This is a genomic window from Sneathiella marina (assembly GCF_023746535.1).
In the GTDB taxonomy this organism is placed as follows: Bacteria; Pseudomonadota; Alphaproteobacteria; order Sneathiellales; family Sneathiellaceae; genus Sneathiella; species Sneathiella marina.
In genome coordinates this window covers 789,889-805,845 of sequence record NZ_CP098747.1, presented here as the reverse complement: position 1 = coordinate 805,845, position 15,957 = coordinate 789,889, and the positions used below count along the sequence as shown (strand labels likewise).

Below are 15,957 nucleotides of genomic sequence, written 5' to 3'. Positions count from 1 at the left end.
TTACAGGTCTCTCAAGATCGCCGCTTCCAGTGCCAATGCCCGCGCTTCTTTTTCCAATCCGACTTTCTTAAGGGACGTGAGGACGCGTGATAGAGTTGTCAATGAAACCGACGACGGACCGTTCTTTCCAAGAGCCGTCAAGGAAAGCGCGATGGTTTCGCCCACGCGGCCTGCCTCCGCGGCCCGATCCAGGTTTTTCTCGATAACAAGATTTGAATATCTGGGTTGTGTTACCTGACCCAGATCCAAGGCTTCCGACCATAAATTCTCCGGAATTTCCTGATCAAAAACGCCCAGTATCGCCAGCAATAATCCAACATTCTCTCCCCGTGCAAGATCCTCACCTTGCACGAAAGATGTTGCGTCAAATGTTGCCGGGTTCCAGCGGGCTATTCCGGGGGCACCGGATATCAGCATATAGGCGTCTACCCGATCAATTCTCTTTCGGGCAGAAAGCCGTTCCTCAGGAGTCCCGCGCAACGCAGCCCGGCGGGCAACCCGCTCCCAAATTCCGGCTGAGGCGGCGTCGCCGCCGGCAAGGAGCAGGCGGACCGCGTCAATTTCGAATTTGTCGCTCTGGCTGGCGGCCGGTATTTCCGCCAGCAAGGGGGCACTCAATTGTGTCGCGGCGAGATAGCTGCCGTCCTGGAAGCCCGTCGCCCAAAGTGATGAGAGCGGCTCCGCCAGCGCCTCTTTGTCTTTTTCATTGGCGATTAGTCGATACAACTCCGCTATTTTTGCAACAGCATCATCCCCCTCATCTTCAGCTGGCAGGTCAAGTGCCTTATCCAGAATCAGTTGGCGGGATAATTCCGGGCCCAAACTGCCCACTGCAAGTGACTGATAGGAGGCCCGAAGCCGCTGGTCCTTTTGCGCATTTTCCTGCGTTGCCAACGCCCAGACGATGTCGTAGCCGGAATTCTCGGCGTCTTCAAAGGACACCGTCATGCCCGCATGTCTTATCATCGCATAATGCAAGGGGGAAAATAGCAAGTCGGCCTCGCTCATCACCGCGTCACCGCCGGCGAGACGATCAAACAGATCAAGGAACAAGGTATCGGTTTCCCCTTGTTCTTCAAGCAAGGCCGCTCCCAGTTCCGCCTGTTCAATTTTTTCATCTAGTAAATCGCAGAAGATACCTGCCTTGATCCAGAACCTGTCTGCAGTTCTTGGTTTTTCAATCTTAACCTGACGGCAAGCCTGCTCATTTTCTCCTTGCAAGAATTGCAGGTTTACGACGGCAGTCACAAGTTCGTCTGTCAGCACGGTCGGTGAAATTTTGCTGGCGAGCAGGGATGCATCCGTGATCCGCCCGGCCTCTTGAAGTTTTGACAGACGCAGTGCCATTAATTCTGTGGGATTCTCCACACCTCGCGGGATCACCGCTGCCGTCAGCAGTAACCTGCGGTACAAATCCTGCATGGCTGGCGACACGGCGGAAACCGGCAAATAGGTGAGTAAGGTCACAACACGATCGGGCGCCGTGCCTGTCCACATACCGGGGCCAAGCCCTCCCGTGCTGGTATCCAATGTACCAACCGAGGCAACGTCGAGGCCGCCCAGCGATTTCACGATTAAGGCCGATTGAGGTGCCGCATTTTCCGCTTTGTTCCCTGTGGCGGGACTTCCGAATGTCGTCGAAGCCGGCTTTTCCGGAGCAGTTAATCCTTTGCCCGTGGCTTGTTTTGAACTATTCAGGTCCGGAACCAGGCTGCGCGGTTTTTCCTGGGCCATTGTGACACCCACGCCGATAACCAAGCCTAAAAAGGACGCCGCAAAAGCGGAAAAAAAGCGCTTACTTGGGGAATTGGTCATTGGGAATAACCTTTTCGACCTTCGCCGTTGGTGCCGGGATATCCCATGCAGAAAGAAACACGCCACCGCCGATGACGGCCGCAGCCACTAAAAAAAGCAAAAAGAGAGAGAATTTAGACATTTCCGACCACTTTATCCAAAGTTGAATGCCAAAACTTGACACTGCACCCGCAAAACAGTTGCTATTCTAGCTGTTAAACTGCGATTATGACTTAAATTTGGCTTTATTGATTAGCACGGTTAGTTCTGACACATCAACAACCTTGCAAAAGTAATCAATATCAAGCGCCAACTGTATTGAGAAAAGTGATTAAATGAGTAAGCAACGTGACGACAAGGTCATGTCAAAAACTACCGGCCTAGACCCGGCGGAAGACCTGGATCACAGGTCTATCGTTCTTGTCGGATTGATGGGCGCGGGCAAAAGCTCTGTTGGCCGTCGTCTGGCCACCGAACTGGGATTACCTTTTAAGGATGCTGATACTGAAATAGAAAAAGCGTCTAACCTGTCCGTGGCCGAGTTTTTTGAACGACATGGTGAAGAAGCGTTTCGAAAAGGCGAACGGCAAGTCATAGCACGCCTTCTGACTGGCCCGCGCCAGGTACTGGCCACAGGCGGAGGGGCCTATATGGACGAAGATACCCGCACCCTTATTGCGGAAAAAGGGATTTCCGTATGGTTGCGCGCCGAACTGGACGTTCTGTACAAGCGCTGCATGAAACGAAATAATCGCCCGCTCTTGAAAAAAGGCAATCCGAGAAAAATTCTCAAAGACCTGATGGATGAAAGATATCCCATTTATGGCCTGGCCGATCTTACGGCAGACAGCGGCGAAGGACCCCATGAAATTGTGGTGGGGAAAATAGTATCGGCTCTCGCGTCTCTGCCGAAACACAATCGGACGGCAAGCGATCAATAAAATGACTATTCCTGTTTCTACGCATGCCACCGCTATTTCCCGGGTTCCCGTCAGCCTCGGTGACCGTTCCTATGAGGTCATGATCGGGAATGATTTACTGTCACAAGCCGGCACATTTATGAAGCCGATCCTGCGCAGTCCGCGGGCGGCAATCCTCACCGATGAAAATGTCGCTCCCCTGCATCTGGAAAAGCTGGAGAAATCCCTGAATGAGGCCGGCATTGACCATATCTCTATTATTCTCCCCGCCGGGGAGAACAGCAAAAGTCTTGCGACATATGAAAAAGTGATGGATCAGCTGCTGGACGCCAAGATCCAGCGCGATGAAGCCCTGATTGCCCTCGGTGGGGGCGTTATTGGTGACGTGACCGGTTTTGCCGCCGCCACCTTACGGCGGGGTGTTGATTTTATCCAGATACCGACAACATTGCTCTCTCAGGTCGATAGTTCTGTCGGCGGTAAAACAGGCGTTAATGCGCTGCAGGGTAAAAACCTCATTGGCGCCTTCTATCAGCCGAAACTGGTATTGGCAGATGTCGGTCTGCTCTCCAGTTTACCAAAACGCGAGCTGCTTGCCGGCTATGCTGAAGTTGTCAAATACGGCCTGCTTGGGGATTTCGAATTTTTCAGCTGGCTTGAAGTCAATGGCCCGGCTGTTATTGAAGGTGACATCGCAGCGCGGATCAGGGCCGTTGAAAAAAGTGTTCTGGCGAAAGCAAATATAGTTGCACAGGATGAACGTGAAGGCGGCGTGCGGGCACTTCTCAACCTGGGGCATACCTTCGGTCATGCCCTGGAAGCCGAAACGGGGTACGGAAAAAACTTAAATCACGGCGAGGCAGTGGCCATCGGCATGATTATGGCCGCAGAGCTTTCCATTAAAATGGGGCTGCTTTCCGGCCAGGACGGCAAACGCATCCATGCCCATTTCCAAGCCGTCGGCCTGCCACAAAAAGTACCTGAAATTGCCGGTTTGTCGTGGCAGGGTAATCGATTGCTGGATCATATGCGTCAGGATAAAAAGGTCAGCGGCGGACAGCTTACATTTATCCTGTTGCGGGCTATTGGTGACGCATTTACGACACAAGATGTGGCAGTTCCGAATATTCTGGATGTCTTGACCAACGAATTGAATTCCGCCAACTAATCAATTGACCTCAAAGGAGGGAAAGAAACTACTAATATGGGCTTTGATCTTATTTTATTGCTGCTGGCAATATTCCTGTTATTGCTGTTGTCAGCTTTTTTTTCAGGGTCGGAAACAGCGCTTACAGGCGCTTCCCGCGCCCGCCTCCATCAAATGGAACAAGCCGGTGACAAACGGGCACATCTGGTAAATCGGCTGCGGGATCAACATACGAAATTGATCAGCGCAATTTTACTCGGAAACAACCTGGTCAATATCCTGGCATCAGCACTGGCAACCAGTTTCTTTATTACGCTTTTTGGGGATATCGGCGTTGCCTATGCAACGCTTATCATGACAGCTCTCGTTTTAATCTTTGCAGAAGTATTGCCGAAAACCTACGCGTTGCGCCGATCCATTCCAACGGCCATATTTGTGGCACCAATATTGCGCCCCGCCGTCTTTCTTTTGTCTCCTGTCGTAATGGGTATTAACGTTGTCGTTGATCTGACGTTACGCATGTTTGGCGTCAAAGACTCTGAAGACGATGGCGAAACCCTGACCGATGCAGCACAAGACGAGCTTCGGGGGGCTATTGAGCTTCATTCCGAGGAAGCCGGCGTTATTCTGCATGAGAAATATATGCTCGATTCCATTTTGGACATGGATGAAGTTGATTTGTCGGAAATCATGATTCACCGCAAAAATGTTGAAATGGTTGATTGTTCCAAGTCAACGCAGGAAATTATCGATCAGGTGTTGGCAAGTCCCTACACCCGGCTACCGCTATGGCGGGAAAACTCTGAAAATATCATTGGTGTCGTTCATGCCAAGGATTTACTCCGGGCGATCATCCCCCTCAATGGCGGTTATGACGATTTGAAAATCGAAGATATCAGCACAGAGCCCTGGTTCGTTCCCGAAACGACAACATTGCGAAGCCAGTTAAACGCCTTTTTGGAACGCAAAAGTCACTTCGCCCTTGTTGTCGATGAATATGGCGCGCTGATGGGCCTTGTAACGCTGGAGGATATTCTGGAGGAAATCGTCGGCGATATTGCCGATGAGCATGACCTGGCCGTCAGTGATGTGGAAATGCTGCAAGAAGGTAATATCGTGACCAAGGGAGATGTGACAATTCGGGACTTGAACCGACAGCTCAATTGGTCTTTGCCCGATGATGAAGCGGCAACCATTGCCGGTTTGGTGATCCATGAGGCCCAGATCATTCCGGAGGTCGGTCAGATTTTCATCTTCCACGGTTATAAGTTCGAAATCCTTCACAAAGAGCATAATCAAATTACCGAGCTGCGTGTGACCGCACTGTCAAGCTGATTGGACCCGGCCCAATGTTTGACATCCTTCTGAATATCATTGCGCCGGTGATCATTACGGCGGGGCTGGGATTTTACTGGGCGAAGTCTGGGCGGGCTTTCAGTACCGAAACGGTTACCGGACTGGTGACAAATATCGGCGCACCGTTACTGATATTCACGACCCTCGACAATCTGGATATGCAGCTCTCGGCCTTTTTTGGCTTTGCCATGATCGCAGCAATTGCTGCCGTTTCTTTCTGCGTCATCGGGTTTGCCATTCTGTTCCTCCTGAAGCTGAATATCCGGGACTATCTTCCCGGCCTGATGTTCCCCAATGCGGGAAATATGGGTATCCCGCTTTGTTATTTTGCCTTCGGAGAACCGGGTTTGGCATTGGCGATCGCCGTGTTTACTGTCTTCTCCATGACCCAGTTTACCTTTGGCGTCTGGCTGTCCTCGGGTACGAATTCAATTCTGCAACTGGCGAAAACGCCGCTGATTTACGCTGTGGCTCTCGCCTTGATTACAAAATCACTGGGCGTTGAAATTCCCCAATGGATCAACAATACGACAGGCCTGCTCGGAAGCCTCACAATTCCTCTTATGCTGTTGGCGCTAGGCGTGAGCCTCGCCAGTTTATCCATAAGTCATATAAAGCTGGCCACCGGACTGTCCCTGCTCCGCCTCGGTATGGGTTTTGCTGTTGGGTACGGCCTCGCTCTCCTGTTCAACCTGGAAGGCGTAGAGCGCGGGGTTATTATATTGGAATGCAGTATGCCGGTCGCCGTTTTCAATTACCTGTTTTCACTTCGCTACAAACGGGCCCATTCTCATGTGGCGGGGATGGTATTGATCTCCACCCTTCTCTCTTTTGTCACGCTGCCGGCACTTCTGCTTTTTATCCTCTAATCCTGCCCCTCACTAGGAATCCAAAGGCATCGCCTCGTCGAGATAGTGATGTAAGATTGCCGATCTAATACGCGACGTCCTTGAATGCTCGCGCCGTTTTTCGTCCTGATCAACATGGCAGCAGAAATCATTTATCGAGATTTCTTTCTTTTCACAAATCCGTTGCAGGGCTGTCCATTCGATTCTCTCCAAACGAATGCTGGTCCGGTGGCATCGGCCGGAAACAGGGTCCGTAATCGAAATATTCCGGTTGACGAGAGTTTGAGAAGGTTGTGTCTGCATTTGTGATCTCCTTGATAAACACCATATGGTAGTGTAAAATTATTTTTTACACCTAATAGATGCATATAGATATATCAGGACCGTATTCAACTCATGAATTAAAAATCAGTAAAAATCGGCATTTATAAAGGAGTATGATTAACGTACCCGCAGTAGTCGTACCATTTATACGGGTTTCTAGTATTCCCTTGAAAAGGGTATTCTGATCTAGTCTGTCAGAGATTTGACATCGAGAGACAGCGCATGAATATCGGTCGCCAACTCATCGGCCAAAACCTGATAAACGGCACGTTGTCGCGCCACTCGGGACAATCCTTCAAATTTGTCCGAGATGATCATCACCTTGAAATGACTCTCGCCTTGTGGCCGGGCACCGGCATGGCCTGCATGCAAATGTGATTCGTCAATAACCGTCAAGCTCGACGGTGTGAAGGCTTCGCGCAATTTTACTTCTATTGTCTGTGCAACACTCATTTTACATTCTTCCACTAAGATTCCCCGATAGCATCATAAGTATATTTTTCCGAACGGCGGATCAAGGCGTGCCATGCGAAGAAATGGGCAAGGAGAACGGCAAGCCGTGTCCTCCCGACACAATGAAAGGAAATCTGTTGCTTATTAAACATGCCAGGCCAAAATTTAACGTCTTTTCGGGGCTTGTCCTTGCATGCCATATGCCGACCACCCATAATAGTCGACATGGCGAAACGAAAAAAAATCGACTTGGGTGATACACCTCCCGAAGGCATGTTCCGACAATGCAATCATCCCGATTGCTTTGAAAGCGGTGAATTTCGCGCGCCAAAATCCCGCTCTGAAGATCGACGGAATCCTGAGGATTATCAATGGTTTTGCTTAGGCCATGTGCGCGAGTTTAATAAATCCTGGAACTTCTTTGACGGCATGTCGGATGAAGAAGTTCTGCGCTACAAGGATGAAGATATTACCGGTCACCGTCCAACCTGGAAAATGGGCTCGCGAACCGCAAAGCCGCGGGGCGATTACCAGTATGATGACCCCTTCGATTTTCGCGAGGACATGGGAGCCCATGAGGACACGTCCCAGCAATACAGGCAGACGGCATCGCCAAAAATAGATAAAGAAGAACGAGATGCCCTTGCGGTCCTCAATTTAAGGCCGGGCAGCAGTCTCAGCGAGATCAAACGGCGGCACAAGGAATTGGCCAAGAAATACCATCCGGATGTCCGCGGTGGTGACAAAAAAGCCGAAGAAATACTAAAAAATATCAATCAGGCCTATACACATCTGCGATCTTGCGCTAACTCCTAGTAAACCGCAGGAAAATAACCACAAATTGTTACACGGAATAGTTAGTCATGACGTCCCTAGAGCTCGCCGGTCAGGCACAAGATATTAAAATAAATCTTCCTGATACGAAAGTATCTGTTCGCGAAGTATTCAAAATCGATAGTGACCTTGAAGTTCCCGCTTACAGCATCGCAACCGAGCGTGTGCCGGATCTGGATCCTTCCTATGTTTTCGATCACGATACGACCATGGCAATCCTGGCCGGCTTTGCCTTCAACCGTCGGGTGATGGTTCAGGGATATCATGGAACCGGTAAGTCCACTCATATCGAGCAGGTCGCCGCGCGGCTGAACTGGCCCTGTGTCCGGGTCAATCTGGACAGCCATATTTCGCGGATCGACCTGGTCGGCAAGGACGCCATCGTCCTGCGCGAAGGCAAACAGATTACCGAGTTCCGCGAAGGCATTCTGCCCTGGGCACTGCAGTCACCGACCGCCATTGTCTTTGATGAATATGATGCGGGTCGGCCGGACGTGATGTTCGTGATCCAGCGGGTTCTTGAAGTTGAGGGCAAATTGACGTTGCTTGATCAGAACCGGGTGATCCGGCCCCATCCGGCCTTTCGCATGTTCTCGACCACGAACACGGTCGGGCTTGGTGATACGACAGGGCTGTACCACGGCACCCAGCAGCTCAATCAGGGCCAGATGGACCGCTGGAATATTGTCACCACCCTGAACTACCTGCCCGAAGCGACAGAAAACGAGATCGTCCTCTCCAAGCTGCCGGACTATGACACGGAAGAGGGCCGGCAGACAGTCCGGGCAATGATCGCCTGCGCCGAGCTGAGCCGCTCCGGCTTTATTGCCGGGGATATTTCAACGGTCATGAGCCCACGGACGGTGATTACCTGGGCGGAAAATGCCGAGATTTTCGGGGATATCGGCTTCGCCTTCCGGGTGACCTTCCTGAATAAATGTGATGAGATGGAACGCCCTATTGTCGCCGAGTATTTCCAGCGCAGTTTCGGACAGGAACTACCGGAATCCGCGGCTAATATCGTCGCGTCCTAACGCCAGTGGCCTTGGGTAAAAATAAGGAAGCTGCCGCCGAGCCGTTCAAACGGGCGGTGACCGCGACCATGCGCGCCATGTCGCGCGAGGCGGAGCTGGAAGTCATCTATGGCAATGATGCGCCCGGCATCGCCGCCAACAAGGCCCGCCTGCCCAACCCCATGAAGGATCTGCCGGTTGAGGATGTGCGGCTGGTCCGCGGCATTGCCGACAGTCTATCTTTGCGCAAGCGTTATCATGATGACGCCTTGCATAACCGGCTGGCGCCCCAGGGCGGCGAGGCAAAAGCGGTTTTCGAAGCCATTGAGCAGGCGCGGGTCGAGGCCATCGGCGCCAACAAGATGAAAGGCGTCTCCGACAATCTGTATAACCGCCTGGACAGCCATTGCCGCGAAAGCGGGTTCGAGCGGATCTACGACAAGGAAGAAGCGCCGATCGCCGAAGTGCTGGGCCTGCTCGCCCGGGAAAAACTGGCCAATATCCCGGTACCGCAAAGCGCCAAGGGCATGGTCGATCTCTGGCGCGCGGAAATCGAGGAGAAAAGCGGAGACGATTTCGCCGATCTGCTGGACGCATTGGGCAGCCAGAAGGAATTTGCAACAGCCGCCCGCAAGCTGCTGAAGGACCTTGATCTGATGGATGATGCCGAGGGCAATTATTCCGATGATGAAGAAACCGGCGACGGGGACGACGGCGAACAGGAGCCCGATGCCGAAAGCAGCGGCGCCGAAGGCGATGACGAGGCCCAGGAAGCCAGCGCAGCGGAAGATGCCGATTCCCAGGAAGGCGCCGGCGACGAGGGAACCGACAGCGAGACCGGTGAAAGCGCCGATATGGAAACCACCAGCTCCGGCGAGGAAGCCGGTCGGGACCGCCAGCCCGTTTATCCCGATGATTTCCGCAACTCGCCAAATGCGGAAATGTATAAATCCTTCACCACGGATTTTGATGAAGTTATCTCGGCCTCTGATCTGTGCGAGCCTGAAGAGCTGGCCCGTCTGCGCCAACAGCTGGATCAACAGCTGACAAACCTGCATAGCCTGATCAGCAAACTGGCCAACCGCCTGCAGCGAAAACTGCTGGCCCAGCAGAACCGGTCCTGGGAATTTGACCTGGAAGAAGGCATTCTGGATGCGGCGCGCCTGTCGCGCGTGGTTGTCGACCCGTTGCTGCCGCTCTCTTTCAAGGTCGAGCAGGATACGGATTTCCGCGATACCGTGGTGACATTGCTGATCGATAATTCAGGCTCCATGCGTGGCCGCCCGATCTCTGTTGCCGCCATGTGCGCCGACGTCCTGGCCCGCACCCTGGAACGCTGTTCGGTCAAGGTGGAAATTCTTGGCTTCACCACCCGCGCCTGGAAAGGCGGTCAATCCCGCGAGAAATGGCTGGAACAGGGCAAGGAAGCAAATCCCGGCCGCCTCAACGACCTGCGCCATATTGTCTATAAATCGGCCGATTATCCCTATCGCCGGGCGCGCCAGTCCTTGGGCCTGATGCTGCGCGAAGGATTGCTGAAAGAGAATATCGACGGTGAAGGCCTGCTCTGGGCCCATAACCGGCTTCTTGGCCGGCCGGAGCAGCGGCGGATCCTGATGGTCATCTCCGACGGGGCGCCGGTTGATGACAGTACGCTGTCGGTCAATCCGGGGAACTACCTGGACCGTCATTTACGCGATGTTATCCGCTGGATCGAAACCAAATCCGCGGTCGAGCTGATCGCCATCGGCATCGGCCATGATGTGACCCGCTATTATGAACAGGCGGTGACCATTATCGATGCCGAGCAATTGGGCGGGGTGATGATGGAACAGCTTGCTGACCTGTTCGATGAGAACAAGACCAGCAAGCGCAGTAAAGCGGAGCGCTGGTAGGCGCCTAGCCTTTCAGGTTTTTATCAAAGAAGTCCATGCTTCGTTTCCAGGCAAGCTGCGCATCCGCCTTGTCATATCGTCCCCCGGAAGGATTGGCAAAAGCATGTTCCGCATCATACCAGAAAACCTCCGGGTCCGGCTCGCCGGCCACTTTCATTTGGGCGACAAATCCATCGACCATGGCTTTATTGATCCATTGATCCTTTTCGGCAAAATGCCCCATGACCGGACCTTTAAGGTTTTTTAACTGATCCGCTTTCTTGGCCACATTTCCGTAATAGACGATCGTCGCGTCCACCGGCCGCGCAATTGAGGCATTCAGTGACCAGCCACCCCCAAAACACCAGCCAATGGTCCCGATTTTGTCTGTGGTCTTGTCATTGGATCGGGCCCAGTCAGTCCATGTCGTCAGGGTTTCCGTTGCTTCTTCTCCCTTCACCGATCCCATAAGGCTCTTAGCCTCGTCCGGTGTCGTTCCGACTTTCTGGTCATACAGGTCAACGGCAACGGCAACATATCCTGCCTTGGCGAATTCTGCCGCCACAGCCTTGATCTGGTCATTGAGGCCCCACCATTCATGTATTAACAACACAGACGGGGCGGGCGTTACGTCGGGCATGGCCACAGAGGCTTTAATGGGTTTGCCGTTTTTCAGCTTCAAGGTAACGTCCTGCATTCCGGCGGCAGCGGCTTGCGCCAGAATTGGATCGGCGAGGATAGCGGCCAGCGGTAACGTGGCCGCCCCTTTGACAATATCACGACGTGCAAACATTTGGTCTCTCCCTGATTGTTACTTTGAATTTACCTCTTTCTTCAAATAGGGAGATGACGGCACGAAGCAACAGGAACATAAAAAAAACGGACAAGATTTTCATCCTGTCCGTTTTCTACATTTTCAAGACCGAAGTCTGCGTTCTGTTTTTAAGAAGCCAGGGATGCCTTTTTGATGTCGCGCTTGACGCGGCGGGCAGCCAGGGACAAATTCACGTCCCGTGATTTCAGAAGGAAGTTATCCAGACCACCGTTATGCTCGACCGAGCGCAACCCTGCGGCAGAAACTTTCATGCTGAAGGACCGGCCGAGGGCATCTGACATCAGGCGGACTTCTTGCACATTTGGCAGAAAACGGCGACGGGTTCTGTTCTTGGCGTGGCTTACATTGTTGCCAGCCTGAACACCTTTACCTGTTAATTCGCAACGACGTGCCATCGTGAACCTCTTTAACCAATAAATAAGAATGCCGGCGCATGACGCCGGACGTGGCACGGTATTTAAGGAATGTCGGCGCACCCGTCAAGCCTATAAATCCAAAAAACACCGATATCCCTGCGCAAGCCGCTATTTGGCCAAAAACAGCGCCAGCAATTGCTCTGCGGCGTCGGTTGGATCGATTTTACCCGATTTAACCTCGCCCTCCAGGTCACGGAGCCGCCGGGCCACGGCGTCATGCTCCTTAAATCGTGCCATCAGAGAATCATCCAGTTCCGACCACATCCAGGAGGCCGCCTGATCCCGCCGCTGCGCTTCCAGCTCACCGTCGGTGGCGCGGGCGGTGCGATATCGCTCGATGGTTTCCCATAAATCATCGATGCCCCGCTTCTTGAGTGCCGAGATCATCAGAACCTCCGGTCGCCAATGCGGGCTTTTGGGCCGCATCAGCCCAAGCGCCCCTTTATATTCCGCCGCCGCGCGTCTTGCCGTCGCCTTCAAGTCGCCATCGGCCTTGTTGATCACCACAAGATCGGCAAGTTCCATGACACCGCGCTTGATCCCCTGCAGCTCGTCCCCGCCTGCGGGCGCCAGCAACAGCAAGAAAACATCGACCATGTCCGCGACCGTGGTTTCCGACTGACCCACCCCGACGGTTTCGATCAGGATGACATCAAAGCCGCTGGCTTCGCACAGCAGCATGGCTTCGCGGGTGCGCCGCGCCACCCCGCCCAGCGACCCACCGGACGGGGAGGGCCGGATAAAGGCATTGGGATCGCGGACCAGTTCCTCCATACGGGTCTTGTCGCCCAGGATGGACCCGCCGGTCCGCTTCGATGACGGGTCAATGGTCAGCACAGCCACTTTATGCCCCGCCGCCGTCAGGAACTTGCCGAATATTTCGATAAAGGTGGATTTACCAACCCCGGGCGTTCCGGAAATACCGATCCGGACCGAGCGGCCTGTGGCGGGCAGTATCTGGGAAATCAGGTCACGTGCCTGCTCCCGGTGATCGCGGCGGGAGGATTCCACCAACGTGATGGCCCGCGCCAGCGCACGGCGGTCCCCCGTTTTAAGTTTTTCGGCTATCTGTTTAATTGTCTGACCCATTTCATCTATCGCGGTATCCTCCCTTGGGTATGGGAAAATACAACGCTGCCGTCAAGTCTCTTGAAGGGGCTTTCGTTATTATCCCGATCAATCTAGTCTAGGGGTATGATTAGTCGTATCACAACTGTTGAAATGCATACGGGCGGGGAGCCCTTGCGTATCATTACCGAGGGTATCCCGGTGCCACAGGGACGGACCCTGCTGGAAAAGCGGGCCTATTTACGGGACCAGGCCGACCAGTACCGGCAATTCCTGATGTTCGAGCCGCGGGGCCACAAGGATATGTATGGGGCCCTGCTGGTTCCCGCCGATCATCCGGACGCCGATCTCGCCGTCATTTTTATGCATAACGAAGGCTATAGCACCATGTGCGGGCATGCCATTATCGCCCTGGGCCGTTATGCGCTGGATTACGGTCTTGTGGTCAAGGATACGACGGAAACCAGGGTCAATATTCAGTGCCCTTGCGGCCTTGTGACGGCTTATGTGACAACAACGGAGGGTGTTACGGGCGCTGTCCGGTTCGAGAGCGTTCCGGCGTTTGCACTGGCACTCGGCACCTATGTGGAGACAGCGGACTATGGCCCGGTGGAGATTGATATCGGCTATGGCGGGGCGTTTTATGCATTGCTGGATGCCGCCTCCATTGGGCTGGATGTACATCGCTCGTCCACTGCTGATCTGGTGCAGGGCGCAACGCAAATATCAGAGGCGGTCAAGCAGCAACTGAAAATCACCCATCCGGAAGAAGCGGATCTTGGCTATCTGTATGGCACCATTCTGACCGATGGCGGCGATGGTGCGGACGATGTCGCCAGTGCCAATATCTGCGTGTTTGCTGATGCCCAGGTCGATCGCAGCCCGACCGGGTCCGGGGTGACAGCACGGCTCGCCGTCGCAGCAGCCCACAAAACCGCGACAGTCGGGGAAATATATCGGTTTGAAAGTGTGACCGGGGCCATTTTCACCGGTAAAATCATGCACTCAACAAAAGTTGGCCCCCATGGTGCCGTAACGGTTGAGGTTAGCGGGCAGGCTTACTATTCTGGCAGCGCAGACTTCACCGCCGAGGAAGGCGATCCGCTGGCAGGCGGCTTTTTATTGCGCTGAAAGAAGAGGGAAACGTCACATGACGACTTCGGATTTGAAACAACAGGCAACAGCAACCATGATGAATGCCTATTCCCCTTACTCCAATTTCAAGGTCGGCGCCGCGATCCAGACGGCCGCCGGAAATATCTATAGCGGCTGTAATGTGGAGAATATCTCCTACGGTCTGTCAATCTGCGCCGAACGGAACGCCATTATGCAGGCGGTCGCCGCCGAGGGGCCGGCCATGAAACTGGCGGCCGTTGTGGTTACCAATTATAACCAGAACGGGGAAAGCGGCGCCTGTTCGCCGTGCGGGGCCTGCCGCCAATTCATGATCGAGTTTGCAACACCGGACACCACCGTCACCTATCCCGGCGAGCACGGCGATATCGAGACCACGGCGGATAAACTCCTGCCCGACAGTTTTTCCTTTTAAGGAAGGTCAGCCGCGCCCGCGATAAGTCGGCACCCCCTGATCGGGCAACCAGACATCTTTAAGCGGCGCACCAGTTTGCCAGAAGACATCGATGGGTATGCCGCCACGCGGATACCAGTATCCGCCAATGCGCAACCAGCAGGGCGACAGCAACTCAACAAGGCGTTTGCCAATACTTACCGTGCAGTCCTCATGAAAGGCACCATGATTTCGAAAGGATGTCAGGAACATCTTCAGGGATTTTGATTCCACCAGAAACTGGTCCGGCACATAGTCGATGACCAGATGGGCGAAATCCGGTTGCCCGGTCATCGGGCAGAGCGAGGTAAATTCCGGCGCGACGAAGCGGACCAGGTAATTGACGTCGCTCTGGCCGTTGGGCACCTTCTCCAGCACCGCCTCCTCCGGGCTCCGGGGCTGGTCTACCGCTTGCCCCAGTTGACTGAGGCCACTGACATCCGTCTCAACCATCGTTATCTATGTCCTTCAAATCCGTCGATGAAACTGGTGATATTGGCACCGAGATGGTCCCGGTTATAACCGCCTTCCTGCACCAGCACCGTGGGAAACCCGAGATGGGCTATATTGGCGGCAACGGCGCCAAAGCCTTCCGTGGTTATGCCAAGCCCGGCAAACGGGTCGCCTTCAAAGGCATCCAGGCCCAGCGCCACAAACAGGACATCCGGCGCATAGGATTTCAGCGCAGTGAGCGCGTCCTCCAGCTTGGCGAGAAAAGGCTCGTCCGTGCTGCCTTTGGGCAGGGGCAGGTTGAGGTTGAAACCGTCCCCGTCGCCGCGGCCGCGTTCCTGCTCATAGCCGGCGAAGAAGGGGTAGAAGTCGCTGGGATCGCAATGCATGGAAATCGTCAACACATCGGCCCGGTCGTAAAAAATGCCTTGCGTCCCGTTGCCATGATGCACATCCACATCCAGGATGGCGACGCGAGATACATTGCGGCGGGCATATTCGGCGGCGATGGCGATATTGTTGAGAAAGCAGAAACCACCGGCCTGATCCTTGTACGCATGATGCCCGGGCGGACGGCAGAGCGCATAGGCGGCTTTTTTCGCTGGCAGATCCGCCAGTACATATTCCGTCGCCGTCAGCGCCACGTTATTGGACGCCACCGCCGCTTCCCATGTCTGACGTCCCACAGGTGCCGACATATCCGTCGTATAATAACCAACCTCGCCAACCAGCCCCGTGGGCATCCCGGACATGTGACGGCCCGGATGGATATTGGGCAGCACTTCTTCACTGCCCATTTCCTCCCCATGCCAGCGATCCGAGATGGTTTCGAGAAAATGCAGATATCCGGGGGTATGAACCGCTGCCCGCGGGCCCGGGCCAAATTCATCGGGACCGGAAATCTCATGCCCCGCATCGCGCAACCCCGCGATCAGCGCCTCCGCCCGGCCCGGCACTTCCTGTGGTTGATGAAACGCGCCGCCTTTAAAATAGGTTTGCGGGTCGTGTTTGGCATGGTCCGGACTGTAAATGATTTTCATATGTCACCCTTCTGTGGA

18 protein-coding genes are annotated in these 15,957 nt (G+C 54.1%); 9 read left to right on the top strand and 9 right to left on the bottom strand.

Annotated elements, in window-relative coordinates; genetic code table 11:
• Both NBZ79_RS03890 and NBZ79_RS03885 read right to left on the bottom strand, forming a co-directional pair.
• The gene (locus tag NBZ79_RS03890; protein ID WP_251935704.1) at positions 1 to 1,815 is read right to left on the bottom strand and encodes a hypothetical protein; all 1,815 of its coding nucleotides are present in this window, start codon (positions 1,813 to 1,815) and stop codon (positions 1 to 3) included.
• Entirely contained in the window at positions 1,796 to 1,936 is a 141-nt protein-coding gene (locus tag NBZ79_RS03885) for a hypothetical protein (RefSeq protein ID WP_251935702.1), read from the bottom strand. Before NBZ79_RS03885 ends, NBZ79_RS03890 begins: the two co-directional genes overlap by 20 nt.
• A 193-nt stretch (positions 1,937 to 2,129) precedes the next feature.
• Here NBZ79_RS03885 and NBZ79_RS03880 point away from each other — a divergent pair, with 193 nt between their 5' ends.
• Genes NBZ79_RS03880 through NBZ79_RS03865 form a run of 4 tightly spaced genes read left to right on the top strand, consistent with a single transcriptional unit; the run spans position 2,130 to position 6,086 of the window.
• On the top strand, positions 2,130 to 2,735 hold the full coding sequence (locus NBZ79_RS03880) for a shikimate kinase (protein WP_251935700.1): 606 nt from the start codon (positions 2,130 to 2,132) through the stop codon (positions 2,733 to 2,735).
• A 1-nt stretch (position 2,736) separates the two neighbouring features.
• On the top strand, positions 2,737 to 3,882 hold the full coding sequence (aroB, locus tag NBZ79_RS03875) for a 3-dehydroquinate synthase (RefSeq protein ID WP_251935699.1): 1,146 nt from the start codon (positions 2,737 to 2,739) through the stop codon (positions 3,880 to 3,882).
• Positions 3,883 to 3,918: 36 nt separating this feature from the next.
• The gene (locus tag NBZ79_RS03870) at positions 3,919 to 5,196 is read left to right on the top strand and encodes an HlyC/CorC family transporter (protein WP_251935697.1); all 1,278 of its coding nucleotides are present in this window, start codon (positions 3,919 to 3,921) and stop codon (positions 5,194 to 5,196) included.
• Between the two features lie 14 nt (positions 5,197 to 5,210).
• The gene (locus NBZ79_RS03865; RefSeq protein WP_251935695.1) at positions 5,211 to 6,086 is read left to right on the top strand and encodes an AEC family transporter; all 876 of its coding nucleotides are present in this window, start codon (positions 5,211 to 5,213) and stop codon (positions 6,084 to 6,086) included.
• A 12-nt stretch (positions 6,087 to 6,098) separates the two neighbouring features.
• Here the strand turns inward: NBZ79_RS03865 and NBZ79_RS03860 are convergent, their stop codons facing one another.
• Together NBZ79_RS03860 and NBZ79_RS03855 are read right to left on the bottom strand one after the other, a co-directional pair.
• Positions 6,099 to 6,368 (bottom strand): ribbon-helix-helix domain-containing protein, encoded by a 270-nt coding sequence (locus NBZ79_RS03860; protein WP_251935693.1) that lies wholly within the window; start codon positions 6,366 to 6,368, stop codon positions 6,099 to 6,101.
• Positions 6,369 to 6,575: 207 nt separating this feature from the next.
• The gene (locus NBZ79_RS03855) at positions 6,576 to 6,842 is read right to left on the bottom strand and encodes a BolA family protein (protein ID WP_251935691.1); all 267 of its coding nucleotides are present in this window, start codon (positions 6,840 to 6,842) and stop codon (positions 6,576 to 6,578) included.
• Positions 6,843 to 7,067: 225 nt separating this feature from the next.
• On the opposite strand from NBZ79_RS03855, the gene NBZ79_RS03850 reads away from it, so the two are divergent.
• The 3 genes from NBZ79_RS03850 (at position 7,068) to cobT (ending at position 10,584) form a co-directional block, all read left to right on the top strand.
• On the top strand, positions 7,068 to 7,658 hold the full coding sequence (locus NBZ79_RS03850) for a J domain-containing protein (RefSeq protein WP_251935689.1): 591 nt from the start codon (positions 7,068 to 7,070) through the stop codon (positions 7,656 to 7,658).
• A 47-nt stretch (positions 7,659 to 7,705) separates the two neighbouring features.
• Positions 7,706 to 8,710, top strand: a complete 1,005-nt coding sequence (gene cobS, locus NBZ79_RS03845) for a cobaltochelatase subunit CobS (protein WP_251935687.1) — start codon at positions 7,706 to 7,708, stop codon at positions 8,708 to 8,710.
• 68 nt (positions 8,711 to 8,778) lie between these two features.
• Entirely contained in the window at positions 8,779 to 10,584 is a 1,806-nt protein-coding gene (cobT, locus tag NBZ79_RS03840; protein WP_476749700.1) for a cobaltochelatase subunit CobT, read from the top strand.
• Positions 10,585 to 10,588: 4 nt separating this feature from the next.
• Here the strand turns inward: cobT and NBZ79_RS03835 are convergent, their stop codons facing one another.
• From NBZ79_RS03835 to meaB, 3 genes are all read right to left on the bottom strand, one after another.
• Complete coding sequence (locus NBZ79_RS03835; protein ID WP_251935683.1) at positions 10,589 to 11,356, bottom strand: dienelactone hydrolase family protein; 768 nt, start codon at positions 11,354 to 11,356, stop codon at positions 10,589 to 10,591.
• A gap of 149 nt (positions 11,357 to 11,505) precedes the next feature.
• On the bottom strand, positions 11,506 to 11,793 hold the full coding sequence (rpmB, locus tag NBZ79_RS03830) for a 50S ribosomal protein L28 (RefSeq protein ID WP_251935681.1): 288 nt from the start codon (positions 11,791 to 11,793) through the stop codon (positions 11,506 to 11,508).
• 129 nt (positions 11,794 to 11,922) lie between these two features.
• Entirely contained in the window at positions 11,923 to 12,903 is a 981-nt protein-coding gene (gene meaB / locus NBZ79_RS03825) for a methylmalonyl Co-A mutase-associated GTPase MeaB (protein ID WP_251935679.1), read from the bottom strand.
• A 105-nt stretch (positions 12,904 to 13,008) separates the two neighbouring features.
• Between meaB and NBZ79_RS03820 the strand changes: the two genes are divergently transcribed.
• Positions 13,009 to 14,013 (top strand): proline racemase family protein, encoded by a 1,005-nt coding sequence (locus NBZ79_RS03820; protein ID WP_251935677.1) that lies wholly within the window; start codon positions 13,009 to 13,011, stop codon positions 14,011 to 14,013.
• A gap of 19 nt (positions 14,014 to 14,032) precedes the next feature.
• On the top strand, positions 14,033 to 14,431 hold the full coding sequence (locus NBZ79_RS03815) for a cytidine deaminase (RefSeq protein WP_251935675.1): 399 nt from the start codon (positions 14,033 to 14,035) through the stop codon (positions 14,429 to 14,431).
• Positions 14,432 to 14,437: 6 nt separating this feature from the next.
• Here NBZ79_RS03815 and queF read toward each other — a convergent pair whose 3' ends face one another.
• Positions 14,438 to 14,902 (bottom strand): preQ(1) synthase, encoded by a 465-nt coding sequence (queF, locus tag NBZ79_RS03810; RefSeq protein WP_338056132.1) that lies wholly within the window; start codon positions 14,900 to 14,902, stop codon positions 14,438 to 14,440.
• A gap of 2 nt (positions 14,903 to 14,904) precedes the next feature.
• The gene (locus NBZ79_RS03805; protein WP_251935672.1) at positions 14,905 to 15,939 is read right to left on the bottom strand and encodes a histone deacetylase family protein; all 1,035 of its coding nucleotides are present in this window, start codon (positions 15,937 to 15,939) and stop codon (positions 14,905 to 14,907) included.
• Positions 15,940 to 15,957 lie beyond the last annotated feature (18 nt).